This window comes from Aquipuribacter nitratireducens, from assembly GCF_037860835.1.
Classification (GTDB): domain Bacteria; phylum Actinomycetota; class Actinomycetes; order Actinomycetales; family JBBAYJ01; genus Aquipuribacter; species Aquipuribacter nitratireducens.
Map to the genome: position 1 here is coordinate 96,864 of NZ_JBBEOG010000009.1, position 21,362 is coordinate 118,225.

The 21,362-nt window shown below is 76.8% G+C and carries 18 protein-coding genes, 1 tRNA gene and 2 pseudogenes; 9 read left to right on the top strand and 12 right to left on the bottom strand.

Annotation, left to right across the window (positions count from 1 at the left end; translation table 11 throughout):
- Positions 1-54: 54 nt before the first annotated feature.
- Together WAB14_RS15415 and WAB14_RS15420 are read left to right on the top strand one after the other, a co-directional pair.
- Complete coding sequence (locus WAB14_RS15415; protein WP_340271108.1) at positions 55-312, top strand: type II toxin-antitoxin system Phd/YefM family antitoxin; 258 nt, start codon at positions 55-57, stop codon at positions 310-312.
- Positions 297-695: a type II toxin-antitoxin system VapC family toxin gene (locus tag WAB14_RS15420; protein ID WP_340271110.1), complete on the top strand. Its 399-nt coding sequence runs from the start codon at positions 297-299 to the stop codon at positions 693-695. The genes WAB14_RS15415 and WAB14_RS15420 overlap by 16 nt, the downstream gene beginning before the upstream one ends.
- Before the next feature lie 650 nt (positions 696-1,345).
- On the opposite strand, the gene WAB14_RS15425 is transcribed toward WAB14_RS15420, so the two are convergent.
- The 8 genes from WAB14_RS15425 to WAB14_RS15460 form a co-directional block, all read right to left on the bottom strand.
- Positions 1,346-1,418: transfer RNA gene (locus tag WAB14_RS15425), tRNA-Ala, on the bottom strand.
- A gap of 194 nt (positions 1,419-1,612) precedes the next feature.
- Positions 1,613-2,455 carry a hypothetical protein gene (locus WAB14_RS15430; RefSeq protein ID WP_340271112.1) on the bottom strand — a complete coding sequence of 281 codons (843 nt, stop codon included), beginning with the start codon at positions 2,453-2,455 and terminating at the stop codon, positions 1,613-1,615.
- A 40-nt stretch (positions 2,456-2,495) separates the two neighbouring features.
- Complete coding sequence (locus WAB14_RS15435; protein ID WP_340271113.1) at positions 2,496-3,146, bottom strand: GNAT family N-acetyltransferase; 651 nt, start codon at positions 3,144-3,146, stop codon at positions 2,496-2,498.
- Positions 3,143-3,667, bottom strand: a complete 525-nt coding sequence (locus WAB14_RS15440; protein WP_340271114.1) for a MogA/MoaB family molybdenum cofactor biosynthesis protein — start codon at positions 3,665-3,667, stop codon at positions 3,143-3,145. The genes WAB14_RS15435 and WAB14_RS15440 overlap by 4 nt, the downstream gene beginning before the upstream one ends.
- Positions 3,660-4,094 (bottom strand): cyclic pyranopterin monophosphate synthase MoaC, encoded by a 435-nt coding sequence (moaC, locus tag WAB14_RS15445; RefSeq protein ID WP_340271193.1) that lies wholly within the window; start codon positions 4,092-4,094, stop codon positions 3,660-3,662. Before moaC ends, WAB14_RS15440 begins: the two co-directional genes overlap by 8 nt.
- 68 nt (positions 4,095-4,162) lie before the next feature.
- Positions 4,163-5,428 carry a molybdotransferase-like divisome protein Glp gene (gene glp, locus WAB14_RS15450; RefSeq protein ID WP_340271116.1) on the bottom strand — a complete coding sequence of 422 codons (1,266 nt, stop codon included), beginning with the start codon at positions 5,426-5,428 and terminating at the stop codon, positions 4,163-4,165.
- A gap of 7 nt (positions 5,429-5,435) precedes the next feature.
- Positions 5,436-6,347 (bottom strand): UTP--glucose-1-phosphate uridylyltransferase GalU, encoded by a 912-nt coding sequence (gene galU, locus WAB14_RS15455; protein WP_340271118.1) that lies wholly within the window; start codon positions 6,345-6,347, stop codon positions 5,436-5,438.
- 35 nt (positions 6,348-6,382) lie between these two features.
- Positions 6,383-8,434 (bottom strand): diguanylate cyclase, encoded by a 2,052-nt coding sequence (locus WAB14_RS15460; RefSeq protein ID WP_340271119.1) that lies wholly within the window; start codon positions 8,432-8,434, stop codon positions 6,383-6,385.
- Positions 8,435-8,493: 59 nt separating this feature from the next.
- On the opposite strand from WAB14_RS15460, the gene WAB14_RS15465 reads away from it, so the two are divergent.
- Complete coding sequence (locus tag WAB14_RS15465) at positions 8,494-9,147, top strand: 5-formyltetrahydrofolate cyclo-ligase (protein WP_340271120.1); 654 nt, start codon at positions 8,494-8,496, stop codon at positions 9,145-9,147.
- 6 nt (positions 9,148-9,153) lie between these two features.
- Here WAB14_RS15465 and WAB14_RS15470 read toward each other — a convergent pair whose 3' ends face one another.
- On the bottom strand, positions 9,154-11,850 hold the full coding sequence (locus tag WAB14_RS15470) for a penicillin acylase family protein (RefSeq protein ID WP_340271122.1): 2,697 nt from the start codon (positions 11,848-11,850) through the stop codon (positions 9,154-9,156).
- Between the two features lie 41 nt (positions 11,851-11,891).
- On the opposite strand from WAB14_RS15470, the gene WAB14_RS15475 reads away from it, so the two are divergent.
- From WAB14_RS15475 to WAB14_RS15485, 3 genes and pseudogenes are all read left to right on the top strand, one after another.
- Positions 11,892-13,508, top strand: a complete 1,617-nt coding sequence (locus WAB14_RS15475; RefSeq protein WP_340271124.1) for a potassium/proton antiporter — start codon at positions 11,892-11,894, stop codon at positions 13,506-13,508.
- 58 nt (positions 13,509-13,566) lie between these two features.
- The gene (gene folE, locus WAB14_RS15480) at positions 13,567-14,220 is read left to right on the top strand and encodes a GTP cyclohydrolase I FolE (RefSeq protein ID WP_340271126.1); all 654 of its coding nucleotides are present in this window, start codon (positions 13,567-13,569) and stop codon (positions 14,218-14,220) included.
- 134 nt (positions 14,221-14,354) lie between these two features.
- Positions 14,355-14,495, top strand: a pseudogene (locus tag WAB14_RS15485) (FmdB family zinc ribbon protein); the annotation flags it as partial.
- Positions 14,496-14,509: 14 nt separating this feature from the next.
- Here the strand turns inward: WAB14_RS15485 and WAB14_RS15490 are convergent.
- The gene (locus WAB14_RS15490) at positions 14,510-14,758 is read right to left on the bottom strand and encodes a hypothetical protein (RefSeq protein ID WP_340271194.1); all 249 of its coding nucleotides are present in this window, start codon (positions 14,756-14,758) and stop codon (positions 14,510-14,512) included.
- A gap of 65 nt (positions 14,759-14,823) precedes the next feature.
- Here WAB14_RS15490 and WAB14_RS15495 point away from each other — a divergent pair, with 65 nt between their 5' ends.
- Positions 14,824-15,372: a hypothetical protein gene (locus tag WAB14_RS15495; RefSeq protein ID WP_340271128.1), complete on the top strand. Its 549-nt coding sequence runs from the start codon at positions 14,824-14,826 to the stop codon at positions 15,370-15,372.
- 73 nt (positions 15,373-15,445) lie between these two features.
- On the top strand, positions 15,446-15,859 hold the full coding sequence (gene mscL / locus WAB14_RS15500) for a large conductance mechanosensitive channel protein MscL (protein WP_340271129.1): 414 nt from the start codon (positions 15,446-15,448) through the stop codon (positions 15,857-15,859).
- A gap of 24 nt (positions 15,860-15,883) precedes the next feature.
- On the opposite strand, the gene WAB14_RS15505 is transcribed toward mscL, so the two are convergent.
- Entirely contained in the window at positions 15,884-19,636 is a 3,753-nt protein-coding gene (locus WAB14_RS15505) for a hypothetical protein (RefSeq protein ID WP_340271131.1), read from the bottom strand.
- A 446-nt stretch (positions 19,637-20,082) separates the two neighbouring features.
- Between WAB14_RS15505 and WAB14_RS18275 the strand changes: the two are divergent.
- Positions 20,083-20,307: pseudogene (locus WAB14_RS18275) on the top strand (potassium channel family protein); the annotation flags it as partial.
- Positions 20,308-20,374: 67 nt separating this feature from the next.
- Here WAB14_RS18275 and WAB14_RS15515 read toward each other — a convergent pair.
- Positions 20,375-21,346, bottom strand: coding sequence for a DMT family transporter (locus tag WAB14_RS15515; protein ID WP_377002883.1), 972 nt, complete (start codon positions 21,344-21,346; stop codon positions 20,375-20,377).
- Between the last annotated feature and the right edge of the window lie 16 nt (positions 21,347-21,362).

The following is a 21,362-nucleotide window of genomic DNA, read 5'->3' on the forward strand; positions in this document are numbered from 1 at the left end:
CGGCCCGGTGCCGCGCACCGTCGCTGGTGTCTGATTCTCAGATTCGCTGTCGTCGTGCGCACGATCACCGCCACCGAGGCGTCGCGGCGCTTCTCCGACCTCCTCGACGCCGTCGAGCGGGGGGAGAACGTGACGATCACCCGCGGCAACCGTCGGATCGCCGAGATCCGGCCCGCGCGCGCCCGCCGGGGCCGTGACCTCCGCGAGGCGCTCACCGGCACCGCTCCCCCGGACGCCGAGTTCGAGGCCGCGGTCGAACAGGCGACGGCCCTGCTCACGACCGAGAACAGGGACCCGTGGGCCGGAGACTGATCCTCGACACGAACGCGCTGATCGCCTACGAGCGCGGCACGATCGATGCCACTGCCCTCGACGACGACGATCTGGCGATCGCGGCCGTCACCGTGGCGGAGTACCGCGTCGGGATCGAGCTGGCAGCGACCGCCGCTCGCGCGGCCGACCGGTCCCGCGCCCTCGCCGCGCTCACCGGCGCCGTCGACGTGCTCGAGTACACCGAGAGCACAGCAGCCCATCACGCGCATCTGATGGCCCACGTGCGCACGTCAGGCAGACCCCGCAGCGCCCACTACCTCATCATCGCCGCGCACGCGGCGGAGACCGGGCGCACGGTGGTGAGCCGCGACGCCGCCGCCCGGTTCGACACCCTCCCAGGGGTGCTCGCGATCTCGATGTGACCCGCGTCGACCGCGGCTCCCAGGGTGGGGAGCACCTGCTTGCTGACGACGTGCTGCCTGCCCGGCTTCTACCCACCCGTGAGCTGAGGCCCGGGGGTGAGGGGCGGAGTCCCTTGGGGGTCTCGCGGTTCGACGTGGCGCAGCATCCGGCGGTCCCTCCATGACGAGAGAAGCACCGCAACGCCGAGGGCGAGCATGCTGAGCGAGAGGGTGAGGTCGACAGGGCCGGTGACGTCGGACAGAGGGTCGGGCACCACTCGAAGGGTTGCCCCGGTGATCATCATGGGGCCCAGCCAGATCCCCCTCGCCCCAGCGCGGGCGATCCAGATGGCGACCTCGCGCTCGGGTCCGGCGGCGGGAAGCCGGCCGCGTCGAATGGCAGCCCGAGCACGCCGACGAGTTGCCCGGTCTGATCGTGGCACACAGAAGGGCCGGTCCCGCAGGAGGGACGTCAACGCGAGGGCACTCCACACGACGAGGAGCACGGCCAGCCCGAAGTCGACGACCGACCACACGTCCTTCACGACACCATGATGCGGGATCGGGCGGTGCCCAGGGGGCGCGAACGGCGCTCGCGCTGCAGACGCACGCCGCCAGGCCCGGCCGCGCGCGGCTGTCATGGGCACTCGTCCGCGAGCACGACGCCTGGGTGGAGCTGAGGGGACTCGAACCCCTGACCCCCTCGTTGCGAACGAGGTGCGCTACCAGCTGCGCCACAGCCCCTTGCGGTCCACGAGATTAGCACCGCCCGGGCGGTGCCCCCGGCCACCGTCCGGGGGGTCGACCACCCGGACGCCGATCGCGTCACCCCACTGCGGGACAGGGGTTGTAGACGCGAAACGGCCCGATGGGCGTCTACGACCCCTGCGGCGCAGCCCTTGTGGCGTGGGGACCGGGGTCCCAGCGGCGAGCGGACCTCAGCCGGCGGCGGAGCGGCGTTCGGGCTGCTCGTCGCCCGTGGCCTCGGCCTGCTCGGCCGACGGCGCCTCCACCGGGGCCTGCGGCCGGGACGAGCTGACGATCGGCTCGGCGTCACCGAGGGCCACCGGGGGCAGGGACCACGGCAGCGCCGGCGGGCGGTGGCTCACCGGCTTGGTCGCGTAGACGGGTGCCGGCACCTCGGCGGGGGTCCACGTGCCGTCGCTCGTCTCGGCCGCTCGCTCCGCCGGGCGGGCGACCTCGCTCGCCGCGGGTCGTGCGGGACGCGGCGCGAGAGGCGCGCCGCTGCGCCCGGCGCGGGCGTCGAAGACCTCGGTGGCGACACGGCGGGCGCGAGGCGGGAGGTCGGCGGCGGTGCGGACGACCGGGGAGCGCCGGCGGCGGGTCGAGGCCGCCGCGACCGCGCCGGAGGCGACCGCCCCGACGAGCCACCCGCCCGCGAGCACGGGCGCCCACCACGGCACGACCCCGACACCGAGGAGGACACCGGTGACGAGGAGACCGACGAGCCCGGCGAGCGCGGCCAGCCCGCGCACGCGGGTGACGAGGCGGTCCCGCCGGCTCCGCTCCCGGAGCGTGGCGGCGAGGTCGGGGGTGGGGCGGGCCGGCAGCCGGTCGGACACGACGGGCCGGTCGGCGGTGAGGACGACGCGGTGCGAGGGCCGTTGGGCCGCGGGCCGCTCGAGCACCCGGACGGCGGCGGACGAGCGGTCGCCGTCCCGGTTCTCCAGGCGGGCGGCCCGCTCGCTCACGAGGACGGGTACGAGGTAGACCGCCCACAGTCCCACGATGACGAGGAGGATGATCCCGCCGGCGCCCACGACAGGACCGTAGGTCCGCACCGCGTCGTGGCCGTGGACCTCACAGGCGTGTCGCGGACCCGCCGTTCCCGAGGTCGTCGCGGGACGCCTCGCGGGGCACCTCCCGGGCCGCGTGAGCCCGGGCGTGCAGCCCCTCGGGCACCTCGTCGGCGAGCACGGCGAACGACACGTGGTCCCGCCAGTCGCCGTCGATGTGGAGCAGGCCCCGGCGCAGGCCCTCGTCCCGCAGCCCGAGCTTGCGGACCACGGCGAGGCTCGGCGCGTTCTCGGGCCGGATGTTGATCTCGAGCCGGTGGACGCCGCCGGCGAAGCAGTGGTCGGCGGCGAGCCCGACGGCGCACGGCACGTGCCCGCGCCCGGCGACCTGCCGGTCGATCCAGTAGCCGACCGAGCCGCTGCGGAACGCGCCCCACGCGAGCATCGACACCGTCAGCTGCCCGCGCAGCCGACCGTCGACCTCGATGGCGAAGGGCAGGGCCCGGCCCTCCCGGGCCTGCCGTCGCAGCCCGGCGACCATGCCGGCGTAGCTGGGGGGCACGGACCCGTCGGGCGCGGTGGCCTCCCACGGCTGCAGCCAGTCCCGGTTGCGCAGCTGCACCTCCTCCCACGCCGCACGGTCCCGGCGGCGGAGCGGCCGCAGCCGCAGCCGCCCGTGCTCGAGCTCGACCGGCCAGAGCCGGGTGTACGTCACGGCTCCCCCCGACCGTGTGCGTGGGCCTCGGGCCCGGGCACGCCGGCGAGCATGTCGAGGGCGTGCGGCAGCAGGGGACCGAGGACCTCGAGCGCGTCGCGGCAGGCGCCGGTCGAGCCGGGCAGCGCGACGACGAGCGACCGTCCGGCGACCCCGGCGACGGAGCGGGACAGGGACGCGGTGACGACGCCGCGGGCGCGCCCGTCGGCGCGCAGGGCCTCCGCCACGCCCGGCACCTCCCGGTCCAGGAGCGGCCGCACCTGCTCGGGGGTCGTGTCGTCGGGTGACAGCCCGGTCCCGCCCGTGAGGAGGACGACGTCGGCGCCGGCGGCGAGCGCCTCACGCAGCGCGGTCCCGACGGCGTCCCCGTCGGGCACGACGGCGGCTACCGGCACCTCGAGGCCGAGCTCCCGCAGCCCGGCGACGAGCAGCGGCCCGGAGCGGTCCGCGGCGGTCCCGGCCGCCGCGCTCGTCGAGACGGTGACGACGCGGCCGCGGCGGGCCCCGGGCGGCTCAGCCATCACCGCGCACCCAGTCCCCGCTGCGCCCGCCGGACTTCGCGACGACCCGCACGTCGGTGATCTCGCTGAGCCGGTCGAGCGCCTTCACCATGTCGACGACGGTGAGCCCCGCGACCGCGACGGCGGTGAGGGCCTCCATCTCGACGCCCGTGCGCTCCGCGGTGCGCACCGTCGCGCGCAGCGCGACGCCGTCGTCGACGACCTCGACGTCCATGACGACCCCGTGCACCGCCACCGGGTGGGCCAACGGCACCAGGTCGGGGGTGCGCTTGGTGGCCTGGATGCCGGCGAGGCGGGCGACGGCGAGCACGTCACCCTTCGGCACCGTCCGGTCGCGCAGGGCCGCGACGACCTCCGGGGAGCAGCGGACGAGACCCGTCGCGACGGCCTCGCGGACGGTGACCGCCTTCGCGGTGACGTCGACCATGCGGGCCTGCCCCCGGGCGTCGACGTGCGTGAGCGACGGCCCGGTCGACGGTGGGATTCCGCTGTCGCTCACGCCGTGCCCCCCGCCAGCACGAGGCACTCGAGCCGGTCGCCGGGCTCCACCGCCGTGACGTCCTCCGGCACGACGGCCAGCGCGTCGGCGTGCGCGAGGTCGGCGGCGAGGTGGCTGCCCTGCCCGCCGACGGCCTCGCACTCCACGTCCGCGCCGCTCGGGCCGGTCGCGACGAGCCGTACGCGCGCGAACTGCCGCTTGCCCGCCGGGGACGACCAGCCGGACCGGGTGACGGCCTCGACGCGTCTCCGCTCGAGCACGCGGTGCCCGAGCGCGGCGAGGAGGGCGGGACGGACGAAGACCTCGAAGGACACCATCGCGCTCACCGGGTTGCCGGGCAGGCAGAAGACGGGAACACGGCGGCCGTCGGGTCCCTCGAGCACACCGAGACCCTGCGGCATGCCCGGCTGCATCGCGACCCGGCGGAACCGCACTCCCCCGGTCTCCCGCAGGACCGCCTTCACGACGTCGAACGCGCCGGCCGACACCCCGCCGGTCGTGACGACGACGTCGGCGCGGGCCGCCTGCTCGGCGAGCGCGGACCGCAGGCCGGCGGGGTCGTCGGGCACCCCGCCGACGTGCGCGGCGTCGCAGCCGAGCTCCCGCGCCGCGGCGGTCACCCCGATGCCGTTGGAGTCGTGGACCTGACCGGGGCGAAGGGCACCGCCCGGCGCCACGAGCTCGTCGCCGGTCGACAGGACGGCGACCCGCGGGACCCCGACGACCCGCACCCGGGCACGCCCCACGGCGGTGAGGAGCGCGAGCCGACGCGGGTCGAGCAGGTCCCCGGCCCGCAGCACGGTCTCGCCGGCCCCGACGTCGCTGCCGGCGCGGCGCACGAACCGGCCCGGCTCGGCGGGGGCACGGACCTCGACGCGCTCGACGCCGGCGTCGGTCTGCTCGACGGGCACGATGCCGTCGGCGCCGGGCGGCACGACGCCGCCGGTCATGATCCGCACGGCCGACCCGGCCGGCAGGGCGTCGGGGGCGGCGGACCCGGCGGCGACGTCCCCGAGGACCGGCAGCACGACGGGGCTGCCCTCCGACGCGGAGGCGACGTCCGCGCAGTGGACCGCGTAGCCGTCCATGCCGGAGTTGTCCGCTCCCGGCAACGGCGCGGGGGCGACGACGTCCTCCGCGAGGACACGGCCGAGGGCGTCGAGGAGTCCGACCTCGACCGGCGTGACCGGCGCGACGAGGGCGAGGCAGTCCCGGCGGTGGTCGTCGACCGGGACGAGCCCCGCGACCCCGTGTCCGCTCACGAGCCGCTCACGCCTGCTGGAAGTCCGTCCCGCCGACGTACTCCGTCAGCCACGCCCGGAAGTCCGGCCCGAGGTCGTCGCGCTCCGCCGCGAGCCGGACGACGGTCTTGAGGTAGTCGAGGCGGTCGCCCGTGTCGTAGCGGCGACCGCGGAACACGACGCCGGTGACGCCGTGGCCGTCCCCGTCGCCCGTCGCGAGGGTCTGCAGGGCGTCGGTCAGCTGGATCTCGCCGCCACGGCCGTACGGGGTGTGGCGCAGGATCTCGAACACGGCCGGGGACAGCGCGTACCGGCCGATGAGGGCGAGGTTGCTCGGCGCCTCCTCCGGATCGGGCTTCTCGACGAGCCCGGTGACGCGGACGACGTCCGTCTCGTCGGTGGGCTCGACGGCCGCGCAGCCGTAGAGGTGGACCTGGTCCTGCGGCACCTCGAGGAGGAGGACGACGCTGCCGCCGTGCTTCTGCTGGACGTCGAGCATGCGCGGCAGGATCTCGTCGCGCGGGTCGATGAGGTCGTCGCCGAGCAGCACGGCGAACGGCTCGTGGCCGACGTGCTGGGCCGCGCACAGCACGGCGTGACCGAGGCCGCGGGGGTCGCCCTGCCGGACGTAGTGGATGGTGCCGAGGTCGTTGGAGGCCTGGACCGCCCGCAGGGTCGAGTCCTTGCCCTTGGCCTGGAGGGAGTGCTCGAGCTCGAGGTTGCGGTCGAAGTGGTCCTCGAGCGCCCGCTTGCTCCGGCCGGTGATCATGAGGACGTCGTCGAGGCCGGCGGCGACCGCCTCCTCCACCACGTACTGGATGGCGGGCCGGTCGACCACCGGCAGCATCTCCTTCGGCGTCGCCTTGGTCGCCGGCAGGAAGCGGGTGCCGAGACCGGCGGCAGGGATGACGGCCTTCGTGGCCCGTGCGTCAGTCGTCATGTCACGACCCTAGGCCTCCCCCCGGACCACGGCGATCAGTCACGGGCCCCGGCGGGCACGACGGGACTGGGCTCCCCCCCGGGCAGCCGCGCGACGCGGGCGCGGTCCCGCCCGGCCTCCTTCGCCTCGTACAGGGCCCGGTCGGCGGCGCGCATGAGGTCGGTGCCGGTCGTGCCGTGCTGCGGGTACGCCGCGATGCCGATGGACGCGCTGACCGGGATCGGCGGTGCACCGTCCGGCAGCCGGAACGGCTCCACGCGCAACGCCGCGAGGATGCGCTCGGCCAGCGCCGTGGCGCCGTCGAGGTCGGTCTCCGGCAGGAGGAGGGCGAACTCCTCCCCGCCGTAGCGGGCGACGGTGTCGACCTCGCGGACGCACTCGGTGACGCGACGCGCGAGCTCCCGGAGCACGGCGTCGCCCGCCGCGTGGCCGTGGGTGTCGTTGACGGCCTTGAACCGGTCGAGGTCGACCATGAGCACCCCGAGCGGGTGGCCGAACCGCACGGCGCGCTCGAGCTCGCGCACGAGCATGGTGCTGAGGTGGCGGAAGTTGTGGACGCCCGTGAGCGGGTCCGTCACCGACAGCCGCTCCACCTCCAGGTGGTCCTTGATGTTCGCCAGGGCCGTGCCGGCGTTGCCGGCGAGCGCCGCGATGGCCTCCAGGGCGTGCGAGTCGTAGCCGGGCGCCCCGACGGGCCGAGCGACGACGACGGCCCCGAGGGGACGGGCGCTGCTGCCGATGGGCACCGCGAGGGTCGGTCCGACCGTGTCGCCGCCCGGCTCCTGCAGCAGCGCCTGCTCGGCGAGCGCGCGGTCCGCGAGCCGGGTGAGGCCCGTCCGCAGCGGCTCCTCCAGGGGTCCGCTCTCGTCGCCCCGGCCCCGCTCGCGCAGCGACAGCACCCGACGGCCCAGCCGGGACCCCCGGTCGTGGTGGACGGCCACGCCCATGGGCGCCTCCGCCGCGAGCAGCGCTCCCTGGAGGACCGACTGCAGGAGCCCGTCGCGGTCGTGGGTCTGCTGCAGCGCGTGGGCGAACACCTCCTGCTGGCGCTGGACGCCCTCCTCGCGGGCCCGCAGGTCGCGGGCGAGGGAGCCGAGGACGCTCGAGACGCCGCGGAGGTCCCGGTCGTCCGGGGCGGTCGGCACCTCGGCGGTGTCGTCGCCCGCGGCGATGCGCCGGGCGAGGTCGGCGACGTCGCGGAGGGGACGCAGGATCGTCGCCGACAGCAGCCAGATGAGCAGGGCGGTGCCGAAGACGCTCGCGACGAAGGCGATGACGAGCTGCTGCCCCACCAGGCCCCGCGGCTCGCCGACCGCGACCACCCGCACGTCGTCGCCGAACACCTGGCGGCTGACGAAGCGCTGGTCGACCACCCGCCCGACGCCGTCGGCGTCCGCGACGGCGGCCGCGGCGAGGTTGCCCGCGATCTCGTCGTCCGCGGACAGGCTGCCGCTCGCGGCGACGACGTCGTCGCCGTTCAGCAGCAGGATGCTGCCCGTCCGCAGGCCCGCGGCCTCCGTCACGCGGCCGAGCAGCTCGTCGTCGAGGGGCGCGGCGACGAGCACCGACCCCTGCTCGACGACCTGGCCGCCCGGGCCGATGAAGGTGACGTCGACGGTGTCGGCGAGGACGACGTCGCCGTCGGCGGTGAGCACGCTCCCGCTGCTGCAGTCCGCCCGCGCGACGACCTCGGGTGTCTCGACGGCGGCGGGCACGGCCTCGCCCGCGGAGCCGACCACCACCCCGTCGCGGTCGAGGACGACGACCGTCCAGGGGTCCCCGTTGGTGACCGCGGTCCCGCTCACGCCCGCGGCGGCCTGGGAGAACGCCCGCTCGGGGGAGACCTCGGCGGCCGTGGCGGAGACCTGCGCCTGCAGCTGCGCGGTGACGAGGGCCGCCCGGTCGGCGACCGCGGCGCACTCGGCGACGAGCAGCGACGACGCGGCGGCGGCGATCTGGCGCAGCCGGGCCTGCTCCGCCTCGCCGACCTGCCACGGCAGCAGGACGCCGACGATGGTGAACACCCCGAGCAGGGGGACGACGGCCGCGGCGACGAGCGCGGCGAACAGCCGCCACCGGATGCTCACGCCGACCTCCCGTCGCCACCGCGTGGAGCGCGGTGTGCCCGAACCGCCACGATCCTCCCATGACCAGCGGACACGACGGCGACAAGGCCGCCCTGCGTCTCGCCGTGCGGCGCCGGCGCGCCGGGGCCGACGAGGCGACCCGGCGCGAGGCCGCGGACCGGCACGCGGGGCTCGTCGGCGCCGTCCTCGACCTCCGGCCCGGCGCAGCGGCGACCGTCGCGTGCTACGCCTCGATCGGGGACGAGCCCCGGACGGCGCCGCTGCGGGCGGCGCTCGCCGCGCGGGGTGTCGAGGTCCTGCTGCCGTGGCTGCGCCCCGACCTCGACCTCGACTGGGTGCGCGACCCCGGCCCGGCCGCGACGACCGGGCGGGAGCACGCCCTGCGCCCGCCCGGGGACCGGCTCGGCCCGGACGCGGTCGGGCGCTGCGGGGTCGTGGTCGTGCCCGCGCTCGCCGTCGACGCCGCCGGCACCCGGCTCGGGCAGGGGGGTGGCTCCTACGACCGTGCCCTGGCGCGGCTGCGGGCCTCCCCGGCGGGTGCCGCGGTGCCCGTCGTCGCCGTGCTGTCGTGTGCTGAGGAGCTGCTCCCGGGCGCGGCGCTGCCGCGGGAGACGCACGACGTCGCCGTCGACGCCGTCCTGCTCCCCGACGGGCTGCGGGTGCTCCGCGGGCAGCCGGACGAGGGGGAGCCGGCCGGGCACGGCCGGTCGTGATGCCGGCTAGTCGGCGGGGACCAGCTCGAGGCGCACCGTCGCGGCCGCCTCGACCGCGGCGCGCGTCGCCGGCATCGGGAAGGTGCCGCCGCTCGCCCACGTCTCCCACTGGTCCCCGTGGTAGCGGTCGGTGGGGTGCCCGGAGACCCCCGTGAGGTCGACCCAGCGGGACGCGTCGCGGTCGGCGAGGTCGACGACCATCCGCATGCTCGGCACCGCCGTCACCCCGAAGCCGTCCGCGGCGTCGTAGGAGGCGGCGTCGACGGTGGAGATCCCACCGGCCAGACCCCGCTCGGGCAGGTTGAACAGGCGGCGCACGGGCCACGGCACGGCGTCCCCGCCGAGCGGGGTGTGCGTCGGGGTGAGGGTGTGGAGGGCACCCCACCGCCACCCGGCGGGGTCGTCGCCGAGCTCCGCGGCGAGCCGGTCGGCGGCGGCGACGGCCGCGGCCCGCAGCACGTCGTCGCGGGTCTCGACGCCGGGTGTCGTGACGTCGTCCCACCAGGGGTCGTCGGGGTCGTCGAGGAGCAGGTCGACGGCCCGGACCCAGCGGGAGCCGCCGTCGGGGTGCAGGGCGGGCGGCAGCTCGTCGTGGAAGGTCCGGGCGAGCACCTCGACCCACACGGCCGCCGCGTACGCCGCCCCGGCGCTGTCGACCGGCTGGTCGCCGTCCCAGCTCCCCAGGACGTCGAGCGCCTCCCGGGTCGTGCCGTCCGGCACCTCGCCCGTGGCGGCGAGGACCGCGGGCACGACGGTGACGACGAGCGGGCTCGTCGCGTCGAGCTGCAGGTCGAGCATGTCCTCGACCGTGACGTCACCCCGGTCGACGAGCGCCGCGAGCCGGTCCTCCAGCACGCGCGCGCGGTAGCCGAGGTCGGTGTCGTCGCCGAGGTACAGGGCGGTGTCGAGCGTCCCGCCGGGGGTGAGGACGGCGTTGTTCGCCGTGACGAGCCAGCCGCGGGCGGGGTCGACGACGACCGGCAGGGCGTCGCGGGGCACGTCGCCCTGCCAGTCGTAGGCGCTGTCCCAGCCCGGGACGGGCGTGAGCCCGTCGCCCGCGCCGCGGACCGGCACCGCGGACGGCGTCACGTAGCCGACGGCGCCGCCCACCCCGGTCTCGGCGAACACGATGTTCTGGCCGGGCACGTCGAGCAGCCGCGCGGCCGCGACGACCTCGTCGGCCGAGCGAGCCCGGTTGATCGCGAAGACGGCGTCGAGGGTGGTGCCGGGCTCCGTCGCGGTCCAGCGCAGGGCGACGGCGTGCTCCACCTCGGCGTCGGCGTCCGGCCCGGTCCCGGCGTCGGTCTGCGCGTCGGTCTGCGCGTCGGTCTGCGCGGTGCCGTCGACGACCCCCGCGAGCGGGCGCAGCGTGTCGAGCGCGTCGCTCAGCAGCGGTCCGGAGTCCCCCACCCGCACCCGCAGCGGCACCGGGTCGCCACCGGCCACCTCGATGACCTCCTCGCGCACCTGGAGCGGCACGAGCCTGCCGTCGCGCTCCTGCGCGTCCCCGACGACCCGCTCGACGACGAGGTCGGTGTGGTCGGCGTAGAGGGTCGTGAGCCCCCACGCGAGGTCCGGGGTCTGCCCGATGAACACCCCGGGCATGCCGGAGAAGGAGAACCCGGTGACGTCGTACGGGCAGTCGTCGTCGACCACGCGGCAGTGCAGCCCGACCTGGTACCAGGTGGACGGCGAGGCGGGCGCGAGGTGGGGGTCGTTCGCGAGCAGCGGCGCCCCGCTCGCGGTGTGCTGCCCCGACACCACCCACGAGTTCGAGCCGAGCCCCTCGGCCGTGCCCCCGGCGCGAGCGGACCCGGCGAGACCCGTCAGGCCGTCGACGGCGGCGAGGGCGTCCGCGGCGCGGACGAGGGCGGGACCGGCGGTCGCGGGCAGCCGCGGGACGGGCGCCCCCTGGGTGCCCACCGGCCGCTCCGTCTCGCCGTCGCGGACGATGCTCGGGTGCTCGGCGGGGTAGTCGGGGTACAGCTGCGCGACCCGCTCGTCGGTGAGGCCCTCGGCGAGCAGCAGGCCGCGACCGAGCTCGGCGGAGTAGTTGGAGCGCAGGTCCCACGCGAGGGCCTTCAGCCAGGCGACGGAGTCCGCGGGCGTCCACGGTTCGACCGGCCCGACCGGCACCTGCAGCCCGAGGACGGTGTACGCCAGCGACAGCTGCCGCGGCGAGCGGTCGGCGGTCCACGCGTCGACCCCGCGGGCGTAGGCCTCGAGGTGCTCGATCGTCGCGGGGTCGAGGAGGGCGAGCTCCGCCTCGCCCGTGCGCCGCCACCCGAGGGTGCGGATGACGGCGTCGGCCTCGAGGGCGGCCTCGTCGGCGCCCACGAGCTCCGACAGCCGCCCGGCGGTGATGTGGCGGCGCAGGTCCATCTCGAAGAAGCGGTCCTGCGCGTGGAGGTAGCCCTGGGCGGCGAACAGGTCCGCGGCGGTGTCGGCGTACACGTGGGGGACGCCGCGGGCGTCACGCAGCACCTCGACGGGCCCGGACAGCCCGGGCAGGACCTGCCGGCCGGCGCGGTCCGGCACCGGCGCGCGGACCGCGACCGTCACCAGCGCCGCGCCCGCGACGAGGGCGAGGACGACGACGGCGGCCACCGCGACGAGGACCCGTCGCACGAGCCGCCCGTGGCCGCCCCGGGTCGCCGGTCCCCCCGTCCCCGGACCGGACGCCGGGCCGCCTCGTCGCGCCACCCCGGCACACTAGGCGCAGGGACGACGTCAGGAGGACCGCGGTGACGACCGGGCCGGGTGACCCTGCCGCCGCCGGCGGGGCGTCCGTCGTGCCCGAGACCCTGCCGTGGGCCCTGCCGTCGGCCCTGCCCGTCACGCTGCCGGTGCCCGAGACGGCCGAGGGCGTGCTCGTCGTCGTCGCGCTCGTGCTCCTCACCGCCGTCGCCGCCGTGCGCCTGTCGAGCCGGACCGGCCTGCCGTCGCTGCTGCTCTACCTCGGTCTCGGCGTGCTCCTCGGCGAGGACGTGCTCGGCGTCGAGTTCGACGACGAGGAGCTGACGCAGGCCATCGGGTACACCGCGCTCGCCCTCATCCTCGCCGAGGGCGGCCTCACGACCCGGTGGGCCGCGATCAAGGACCAGCTCGGTCCCGCGGCGTCGCTCGCGACCCTCGGCACGGTCGTGTCGTTCCTCGTCACGGGGCTCGGGGCGTGGCTCGTCCTCGACGTCGACCTCCTCACCGGGCTGCTGCTGGGGGCGGTCGTCGCGAGCACCGACTCCGCGGCGGTGTTCTCCGTGCTGCGGTCGGTGCGGCTGCCGCGTCGGCTCGTCGGGATCCTCGAGGCGGAGTCCGGCCTCAACGACGCGCCCGCCGTCCTCGCCGTCCTCGCCCTCACCGCCGCGGCGGCGGGCCGCTCGGACGACCCGTGGTGGGTGTCGGCGCTGCTCGCCGTGCTCTCCCTCGCCGTCGGGGTCGGGGTCGGCCTCGGCGTCGCCCGGCTCGGGGCCGCGCTCCTGCGCCGGCTCGCCGCGCCCGCGTCGGGCCCGTTCCCCCTCGCGGTGTTCGCGGTCCTCGCCGTCGCCTACGGCGGGGCGACCCTGCTCGGCGGCAGCGGCTTCATCTCGGTCTACGTCGCGGCGCTCGTCCTCGGCAACGCGCGGCTCCCCCACGGCGGCGCGACGCGAGGGTTCGCGACGTCGCTCGGCTGGTTCGCGCAGATCGGCCTCTTCGTGCTGCTCGGACTGCTCGCGACGCCGTCGCGGCTGCCGGAGGCGATCGGGCCGGCGCTGCTCATCACCGCGGTCCTCGTGCTCCTCGCCCGGCCGGCGTCGGTCGTGGTCTCGACGGTGTGGTTCCGCGTGCCGTGGCGGGACCAGGCGTTCCTGTCGTGGGCGGGGCTGCGCGGGGCGGTCCCCATCGTGCTCGCGACCATCCCCATCCTCGAGGGGGTCACGGGCTCGCGGCGGATCTTCGACGTCGTATTCGTCGTCGTCGTCGTGAGCGTGCTCCTGCAGGCCCCGACCCTGCCGTGGCTCGCGCGGCGCCTCGGGCTGCAGGAGGACGAGGCGACCGACATGGACGTCGAGAGCACGCCCCTGGGGCGCATGGGGGCGGACCTCCTCGAGGTGCAGGTGCACGAGCGCTCGCGCCTGCACGGGGTCACGGTGCAGGAGCTGCGGCTGCCGAAGCCCGCGCACGTGTCCCTCGTCGTCCGTCCCGACGGCGCGCTCGTACCGACCCCGACCACGGTCCTCCGGCGCGGTGACGCCGTCCTCGTCGTGACGACGCCCGCCATCCGCGAGACGGTGGAACGACGCATCCGCGCCGTCAGCGAGGGCGGGCGACTCGCCGGCTGGGGCGAGCCCGGCGGAACGGACGGAAGGCGGCGCCCCGGATGAGCGTTCAGACTGGACGGACGGCTCGGCACCCTGACCCGGGCCCCCGAAGGAGGCACCTGTGTCGGCAACCGTCCCCGATCTCTCGGTCCAGCGTTCGCGGCGCCACGCCGCCGACGCCGGCGAGAACGACCGGGCGGAGGTCGTCGTGACCGGCCCGATGCCCGAACCCGACCTGGAGGCGGCCGAGTCCGCCGCGCGGGCGTTCCTCGACGCGCTCGGCGTCGACCTCGACCGCCCCGGTCTCGACCGGACGCCGCTGCGGATGGCGAAGGCGTACGCGGAGCTGTTCCGGCCGCGGCCGTTCACGATGACGACGTTTCCGAACGACGAGAACTACGACGAGATGGTCGTGGCCCGCGACATCCCGTTCACCTCCGTCTGCGAGCACCACCTCCTGCCGTTCTCCGGTCACGCCACGGTCGGCTACCTGCCGGGTGAGCGGATCCTCGGGCTGTCGAAGCTCGCCCGCGTCGTCGAGCTGTTCGCCCGGCGCCCCCAGGTGCAGGAGCGGATGACGCAGCAGGTCGCCCGCTGGCTCGACGAGCACCTGTCGCCCAAGGGCGTCGGGGTCGTGCTGACGGCGGAGCACACGTGCATGACGATCCGCGGCGTCCAGGCGCAGGGCACGACCACCACGACGTCGGCGTTGCTCGGTCGCGTCCGTCAGGACGCCCGCACCCGCGCGGAGTTCCTCGCGATCGCCGGCCGCTGACACCGCCGAGGGGTCGTCGTGGGGGCCGCGCACGCCGTACCATTGGCACTCGGCCGCCGCGAGTGCTACCGCTCCGGACGTCCACCCCACACCTGACGGGCGCCCCCCGCGCCCCGAGAACGCCAGGAGGCCCCGTGCCGACGTACGCCTACGCGTGCACCGCGTGCGGTCACGAGTTCGACGCCCAGCAGTCGTTCACCGACGACGCCCTCACCAGCTGCCCCGAGTGCGCGGGTCGCCTGCGCAAGAAGTTCGGCGCGGTCGGGGTCGTCTTCAAGGGCTCCGGCTTCTACCGGACCGACTCCCGCACGAGCGGCACGTCGGGCTCCTCGGACTCCTCCGCGGCGAAGTCCGACTCCGGCTCGTCGAGCACCTCGGGTGACTCGTCGACGTCCTCCTCGTCGTCCTCGTCGACGTCCTCGTCCTCGTCGTCGTCCTCGTCCTCGACCGGTTCGTCCGCGGGCTCGGCGGGCAAGGCGGCGACGTCCGCGGCGTGAGCCGCAGGACGGGGCGTCGTCCCCACAGGCGCTGACAGCACCCGTTCCTCCACAGCCGGACGACGGGCGGCGCCGGCTTCCCGGGGTTCGCGGCGAGTCTGGTCCGGTGCTGCCCGGACCGTTGCGACCCGAGCTGCGTCTCGATCCGCACCTGCGGCGGCGCGTGCGTCGCTCGTGGGTGCGGGTGGCGCCCGTCGCCGTGCCGTTGCTGCTCGTGTGCCTCCTGCTGCCCCGGCTCGTGTCCCCCGGCGAGGCGCAGGCGAACGACAGCCCGGGCCCCGGCTCACCCTCGGCCGCCCGGGCCGTCGTCGTCCCGGACGGGCGCGTGGTCGTGGCCGTCACCCCGTCGGAGCCGGCCGTCCTCGCGCTCCTCGCCCACGGTGACCGGGTCGACGTCCACGGCCCGGCCCCGGGCGGTGATCCCCTCCCCGGCGACGGAGTCGGCGCGACAGGTGACGCCGCGACGCAGTGGCTCGGCGGCGTCGCCCCCGTCCGCAGGTTGGCGTCCGCCGCCGGTGTCGTCGCCACCGGCGACCCCCTGCCCCCGGGGTCGGTCGCGCTCGCGGTGACTCCGGCGGAGGCCGTCGCGCTCGCCGGGGCGCAGGGCGGGGTGCACCTCGCTCTGCTCCTGTCCGAGGACGACGGTGCTGGCTAGGCTCAGGCCGCGGCCGCGATACGGCCGCGGACAACCCCTGTCCCCATCGCTCCCGTCCACGAAGGGACCCGCTGTGCTCCAAGGCTTCAAGGAGTTCGTGCTCCGCGGCAACATCGTCGAGCTCGCCGTCGCCGTCGTCATCGGCACGGCCTTCGCCGCGCTCGTCGCCGGCTTCACCGAGAACATCATCAACCCCGTCCTCGCCGCCGTCGGCGGCACGGGGGACGTGCCCGGCCTGTCCGTCCAGCTCGTCGCGGGCAACGACGCCACCATCGTCAACTTCGGCGCCGTCGTCGCTGCGATCATCCAGTTCCTCATCACCGCCGCGGTCGTGTACTTCGTGTTCGTGGTGCCGATGAACCGGCTGAGCGCGCTCCGCAAGCAGGGCGAGGTGCCCGCAGAGGAGGCGCCCGCACCGGACGTCGAGCTCCTCGCCGAGATCCGCGACCTGCTGCGCGAGCAGCGCACGGAGCGTCCGCTCGCCTGACGGGGACCCGGGGGTCCCGGCACCTCACCAGTGCGGGGGGCGCTCCCGGAGGATGCTGTCGTCGCGGTCGTCGGCGTCCCGCACGTCGACCTCGCCCCAGCCCCGGTCGCTGTCGTCGGGGGACAGGGGGAGCACCGGGTCGTCGACGCGGTCGGCCCGCCGGACGGCGGAGGGGTCCGCTGCCTCGTCCGCTGCCTCGTCCCCTGCCTCGCCGGCTGCCTGGTCCTCCGGGACCACCGGCGGGGTGACCGGCGCCGGACGCGGCGCGCCGCCCACCACCTCGGCGAGACCACGGGCGACACCCTCGACGTCCGCGGCGACGAGCTCCGCGGCCACGAGCCGGTGGGACCAGCCGGCCTCGGCGAGCCGGGCCCGGCGCGCGGCGAGGGCGCCGGGGTCGGGCACGTCGACGTCGACGTCGACCACGAGCACGCCCCGCGCCCCCCGCACGAGCAGCCCGCCACCGGAGCCGGCGCCGACCTCGAGGTCGTGGGTGTCGGTGAGCGTCGTGCCGAGCACCCGCAGCACGGGGTCCCCGAGGCGCCGGCCCGTCGGCTGCTCACCCCTGGTCCCGGACGGCTCCGTACCCGCTCGACCGGCGGCCCGGTCGCCACGGGCGGACGTCGCCGCCTCGACGGCCTCGAGCACCTCCCGCAGGGCCCGGGCCCCGGGCGTGCGGAGGCGGGCGGGGTCGAGGTCGTCGCTGCGCAGGGCCGTCACGACGTGGAGGCGGTGGCGGGCGCGGGACAGGGCGGTGGCGAGGACGGCGGGGCCGCCGAGGTCGTCGAGGAGGCCGAAGCGGTGGACCACGCGCCCGTGCGGGGTGCGGGCGAACCCGGTCGTGAGGAGGACCTCGTCGCGTTCGAGGCCGCGCGCCTGGTCGACGGACGCGACGACGACCGGCTCGGGCCGGTCGCCGGAGAAGGCGTCGGCGAGCGCCGGGTACGCGCGCACGGCCCGCCGCACCCCCGCGGCGACCGCGGCGGCGTGCCCCCGGGTGAGCCCGAGGACGGCGACGGAGCGGGCGGGCTCGTGGGCGGCGCACTCCGCGACGAGGCGCAGCACCTCGCCCACGACGTGCTCGACCTCGACCTCCGTGGTGTCGAGCTGGTCGCTGCCGCCGCCGGGCAGGCCCGTGGCCCGGTCGAGCACGGTGCGGGTGACGGCGGGGTCGCCGGACGGGGTGCCGGCGGTGCGCACGGGGTGGCTGCCGGCGGCGCCCGGCAGACCGGCGAGGACCGGGTCCTGCGCCCGGTGGGAGGCGGTGAGCGCGTCGACGGGCAGGCAGGCGCCGAGCACCCCGAGCGCGGACCCCGGCCGGGCGCTGCCCAGGTCACCGAGGGCGAGGACCTGGGCCCCGCGCGCGAGCGCTCCGCACGCCTCCGGCATGCCGGTGCGGCCGGCGTCGTCGAGGACGACGACGTCGACGTGCTCGTGCGGCGGCAGGGCGGCGACGTCGGCGGGCACGACGACCCTGACCGGGTCGGGCAGGCGCAGCCGCGGGTCGAGCGCGGCCCGGGACGCGCGCACCCGCGCGGCGGCACCGGCGAGCCACGCCTCCTCGGAGCGGGCGTGCTCGGCGGCGGCGACGGTCGTCGCGTCCCGGTCGCGGGTCGGCGGGGCGGTCGCCTCGGCCACCCCGTGCCACCACGCGAGCCGCAGCTCCCGCGCGGCCCCCGCCGGGTCGACGGCCCCGGGCGGCAGCCGGCGCAGCTGAGCGAGCAGGGGCTCGCCGCCGCGTTCCCGCACACGCTGCCCGAGCAGCGTCCGGCGGGGCAGGTCGTCGAGGGCGAGCGCGTCCGCGGCGAGCCGTGTCGCGATGGCCTGCACGTCGTCGAGGTCGCGGTCGGCGAGCCGCAGGCCCGGATGGAGGGCGTCGAGCCGGTCGCACGCACGCACGAGCGCCCCGAGGGAGGCGACCATCGCGCCGGTCGCGGCGGGCAGGTGCGCCCAGCCGGAGCCCTCGGAGATCTCCTGCCACTGCCGGCGCTGGTCGGCGGCGGCGACGAGCAGCCGGTGCAGCTGGGCGTCGTCGACCTGCACGCCGGGGCGGACGAGGCGGCGGGCGCGGCGCTGGAGCCGCCAGCGGCTCGGCAGCGGCATCGCGTAGTCGGCGCTGCGGCGGAACTCCTCGTCGGCGGTCGCGACGACGAGGTCGAGGACGTGCATGTCGAAGACCTCGGGCACGAGCCGGTCGAGCGTGGCCTGCAGCCCGCTGAACAGCCGGAACCGGTCCCGGACCTGCGCGACGGTCTGCGCCCGCGCGGTGCCGGTGCCGTGGGCGAGGTCCCCGGCCGCGGCGCGGGCCTCGCGCACGAGCTCGTCGCGCATGCGTCGCGCGAGCCCGAGGGCCTCCTGCGCGCCCTGCCGGTCGGTGATGCGGGCGCCGGACCACGCGGACTCGTCGGGACGCAGGAGCCCGAGCCGGACGGCCTCGCCGAGGTCGTCGGCGAGGGCGTCGACCTGCTCCCGCGACAGGGCCGTCGCCGGGTCCTGCGTGAGGACGACGGAGGTGAGGCGCGGTCCCTCGGCGACGCCCGCGGCGAGCGCGGCGAGGACGTCCGCGCGGCTCACCTGCCACGGCCGGCGGACCTCGAGCAGACGGGCCGCGGCCTCGCGGTAGCGGGTTGCGGCGGCCTCGTGGCGGGCGGCGACGGCACCCGAGGACTCGGTCGCGCGGTTCCCGTCGGGGCCTGCGGCGGCGTCGGGCTCGAGCAGTCCGTGGGCGGCGAGCCGGTCCTGCAGCCCGTCGGCCTGCCCCCGGTCGGGCGTCACGACGAGGCAGCGCCGTCCGGTCGCCGCGGCGACGGCCGCGACGGCGAGCGCGACGGTCGTCGCGCCGGTTCCTGGCGGGGCGTCGACGGCGAGGCTGTGCCCGGCGAGGACGGCGGCGAGGACCCGGGGCTGGTCGCGGTCCGGGCGCACGGGCGCGAACCGGTCGAGGAGCTGCTCGACGGCACCGCCGTCGCCGATGCTGCCGGCGCCGGGGTCCGGGGACCCGGTGACGGGCAGGTCGGCGGGCAGCTGGTCCCAGTCCTCCCCCAGCCACGCGAGCGGGGAGTCCTCCACGCCGGTGTCCCGCAGCCGCTCGAGGTCGGCGACGATCCGGTCGTCGTCGACCGACAGCGGCGCGAGCAGCAGCCGCCGCCGCAGCACGGCCCCCGGCACGGCGGGCAGCCGGGACTGCAGGAGGTCGAGGACGGGGTAGGGGTCGAAGCCGCCGCGGGCGTCCGGGCGGGGCACGGCGTCCCCGACGACGGCGGCGAGGTCGAGCGCGCCGGCGCTGCGTCGGGCGAGCTCGCGGACCAGCGCCGGGTTGAGGGTGACGTCGCCGTGGACGACGACGAGGGCGTCGGCGTCCGTGCCGCTGCCGGACACCGCGCCGACCCGGCAGCGGCGCAGGAGCACCGGCACCTCCACGGCACCGGGCAGCACGACGACCCCGGCGACGAGGTAGCCAGCCGTGTGGCCGGCGTCCTCGAGGACCCCGACCCGGGAGCGGTAGCGCCGCAGCCGGGTGAGCGCCTCGAAGCGGGCGTCGGGGTCGCGGACCAGGCCGGACACCGGCTGGCGTCCGGACGACAGGAGCACCGCCTGGCCCGACGGGTGGGCGCTGGTGAGGTCGAGGGTGGCGTCGGCGGCCAGCCGCAGGTCGCGGGACGCGGAGGTCTGGTCGAGCAGGGCCGCGCGGGCGCGGTCGAGCACGGCGACGGCCCGGCCCCCCGGCGCTCCCGCCAGCCCCTCGGGCGTCACCGGCGACGGACCGGACGACGACATGCCCTCACGGTAGAGCCTCCCGCCGCCCGTCCCGGTCGACACTGGCGGGCGTGGCCGATGCCGTGTCGCCGGAGCCTCCGGAGTCCCCGGAGCGGCCCCGACGCACCCGCACGCTCGTGCTGGTGGTGCTCGGGGTGGTGTTCCTCCTCACCCTCGTCGTGCCGGCGGTCCTCGGGCGCGAGCTCGCGACGGAGGTGTCGGCGTGGGTGCGGCGACTCGTGTGGTTGGCGGTGCTCGTCGACTACGTCCGCGAGCTGCGGCGCGCCGAGGACCGGTGGGGGTGGGTCCTCACGCACCCGCTCGACCTGCTCGTCCTCCTCGTGCCGACGCTGCGGCCGGTGCTGCTGCTCACCGCCCTGGCGCTGCGACGGCGACGGCGCGGCTCGGGACGCCGGGCGCCGTGGACGACCGGTGCCGTCGAGCGCACGGCGGCGTACCTCGCCTCGGTGACCGCGACCCTGCTGCTGCTGTTCGCGCTCGCCGTTTACCTGGCGGAGCAGTCGGTCGACGACAGCCCGGTCGCGACCGTCGGGGACGCCCTGTGGTTCGCCGTCGCGACGGTCGCGACCGTCGGCTACGGCGACGTCGTGCCGGTGACGCCGCTGGGCCGCGCGGTCTCGGTGGGCGGGATGCTGCTGGGGATCGGGGTGCTGGGGGCGCTGACGGCCACCGTCGCCGCGCAGGTCCTCCGCCGGGTCGGCGCCGACCGGCCGCCCGACCCGGTGGTGGAGGAGGTGCTCAGCGAGGTACGGGCGCTGCGGGCGGAGGTTGCGGCACTGCGGGCCGGCGCCGCGCCGCCGTCGCGTCCCGACGCCGGCGACCGGGCAGGCGGAGCAGACCCTGCCCCACCGCCACCCCCAGGATGACGACGCTCCCGCCGACCACCGCCGCGACCGTCACGTCCTCCCCGAGCACGACCGCCCCGAGGACGACGCCGATGACCGGGGACAGGTACGTGACGGTGGAGGCGAACGTCGCGCCGAGCCCGGCGGTGACGGCGGTGTTGAGGACGAACGCGAGGCCGGTGCCGAGCACGCCGAGGGCGAGCATCCCGCCGACGACGGTCGGGGTGAGGGTGACGGGGTCGCGGGACAGGACGGGCGCGGCGAGCAGGCTCCAGCCGAGCCCGGTGCTCACCTGCCCGAACGCGATGACGAGCGGTCGCACCCCGCGGGGCAGGACGTAACGGCGCAGCCACACGAACCCGACGCCGTAGCAGGCGGTCGCCGCGAGGCACGCCAGCTGCCCGAGCACGGGACCGCTCGCACCGCCCAGCAGGTCGGGCAGCGCGACGACGACCACCCCGGCGAACCCGACGAGCAGGCCGATCGCCTTGCGGACGGTGACGGTCTCGACGGGAACGAACAGCAGGACGAGGACGATCGTCCACAGCGGGGTCGTCGCGTTGAGGACCGCGGCGAGGCCGGAGTCGATGCGGGTCTCCGCCCACGCGAAGAGCGTGAACGGCAGGAAGCAGAACAGCAGACCCAGCATCGACAGGTGCCCCCAGGTCCGCCAGTCCCGCGGCAGGCGGGTGCGGGTGGCGAGCAGCCAGCCGGCGAGGAACACCGAGCCGAACAGGACGCGGGCGAGGGTGACCTGCGCCGGCGAGAGACCCTCGAGGCCCCACTTGATGAAGAGGAAGCTCGCGCCCCAGCTGCACGCGGCGACGAACCACGCGAGGACGAGGGCGGGCCGGCCGGCGCTCACGCCGACGCCTCCGCGG

Excerpts from the sequence above, each read along its gene's own strand:
- WAB14_RS15440 (WP_340271114.1), bottom strand. The coding sequence starts at position 3,667 with ATGGCTGAGCCGCCCGGGGCCCGCCGCGGCCGCGTCGTCACCGTCTCG.
- moaC (WP_340271193.1), bottom strand. The coding sequence starts at position 4,094 with ATGGTCGACGTCACCGCGAAGGCGGTCACCGTCCGCGAGGCCGTCGCG.
- galU (WP_340271118.1), bottom strand. The coding sequence starts at position 6,347 with ATGACGACTGACGCACGGGCCACGAAGGCCGTCATCCCTGCCGCCGGT.
- WAB14_RS15465 (WP_340271120.1), top strand. The coding sequence starts at position 8,494 with ATGACCAGCGGACACGACGGCGACAAGGCCGCCCTGCGTCTCGCCGTG.
- WAB14_RS15505 (WP_340271131.1), bottom strand. The coding sequence starts at position 19,636 with ATGTCGTCGTCCGGTCCGTCGCCGGTGACGCCCGAGGGGCTGGCGGGA.